This is a genomic window from Streptomyces panaciradicis (assembly GCF_023516615.1).
Taxonomy (GTDB): Bacteria; Actinomycetota; Actinomycetes; order Streptomycetales; family Streptomycetaceae; genus Streptomyces; species Streptomyces panaciradicis.
In genome coordinates this window covers 1-1,401 of the sequence record NZ_JAMGBF010000094.1, presented here as the reverse complement: position 1 = coordinate 1,401, position 1,401 = coordinate 1, and the positions used below count along the sequence as shown (strand labels likewise).

The window sequence follows — 1,401 nt, the reverse complement described above, 5'->3', positions numbered from 1 at the left end:
CGATGCCCTGGACGTGGTCGTCGATGTGCAGCCAGTCGCGGACGTTGCCGCCGTCGCCGTAGAGCGGGACCTTCTTGCCGTCCAGCAGGTTCGTGATGAACAGCGGGATGACCTTCTCGGGGAAGTGGTGGTGCCCGTAGTTGTTGGAGCAGCGGGTCACGCGTACGTCGAGGCCATGGGTGCGGTGGTACGACAGCGCGATCAGGTCGCTGGAGGCCTTGGCCGAGGAGTAGGGCGAGTTGGGCTGCAGGGGATGGGTCTCCGGCCAGGAGCCCGAGTCGATGGAGCCGTAGACCTCGTCGGTGGAGATGTGGACGAAGGTCTTGATGCCGGTCCGGTGCGCGGCGTCGATCAAGGTGTGGGTGCCGACCACGTTCGTACGGACGAACTCCGCGCCGCCGTCGATGGAGCGGTCCACGTGCGACTCGGCCGCGAAGTGCACCACCTCGTCGTGCTCCGCCATCAGCTCGCCCACGAGTGCGGGGTCGCAGATGTCGCCCTGGACGAAGGCGAAGCCGGGGTGATGGCGGACCTCGTCGAGGTTGGCCGGGTTGCCCGCGTAGGTGAGCTTGTCCAGCACGGTGATCGCCACGTCGCCGGGGCCCTCGGGACCGAGGAGGGTACGGACGTAGTGGGAGCCTATGAAACCGGCGCCGCCGGTCACCAGAATTCTTGTCGTCATGAGGAGATCTGTACCTTGCTGTGGTCGCCGAGGACGAGACGGTGGACCGCGGGATTTCGGGGCGCGGGGGTGACCTCGACGTTGCGGCCGATGAGCGAGGTCTCCACGCGCCGGACGCCGGTGATGGAGGAGTCACGCAGCACGATCGAGTACTCCACTTCGCTGTCCTCGATCCGGCAGCCCTCGGAGATGGAGGTGAACGGGCCGACGTAGGAGCCGCTGATCACCGAACCCGGGCCGATGACGGCGGGGCCGACGATGCGCGATCCGCGGACCTCGGCGCCCGCGTCGATGCGGACGCGGCCGATGATCTCGCTGGAGTCGTCGACAGTGCCCTCGACGTGCGGTTCGAGCGTCTCCAGGACGGAGCGGTTGACCTCCAGCATGTCGGCGACGTTCCCGGTGTCCTTCCAGTAGCCGGAGATCGTGGTCGAGCGGACGTCCTTGTTCTGGTCTATCAGCCACTGGATGGCGTGGGTGATCTCCAGTTCGCCGCGCCATGACGGCTCGATACTGCGGACGGCCTGGTGGATCGCGGGGGTGAAGAGATAGACGCCCACCAGTGCGAGGTCGCTCTTGGGCTGTTTCGGCTTCTCCTCCAGCCCCTTCACGCGGCCGCTGCCGTCGAGTTCGGCGACACCGAAGGATGTCGGGTTGGGCACCCGGGTCAGCAGGATCTGGGCGTCGGGGCGGTCCGTACGGAACCCGTCGACGAGGCC

General features: G+C 67.2%; 2 protein-coding genes. Both read right to left on the bottom strand.

Features of this window, described 5'->3' with window-relative positions; translation table 11 throughout:
• The coding region (locus tag M8J74_RS28100) for a dTDP-glucose 4,6-dehydratase (RefSeq protein ID WP_249839123.1) at positions 1–682 on the bottom strand (682 nt) is incomplete at its 3' end.
• Positions 679–1,401, bottom strand: a 723-nt coding sequence (locus M8J74_RS28095; RefSeq protein WP_249839122.1) for a sugar phosphate nucleotidyltransferase, incomplete at its 5' end; no start/stop codon positions are given. The genes M8J74_RS28100 and M8J74_RS28095, both read right to left, overlap by 4 nt.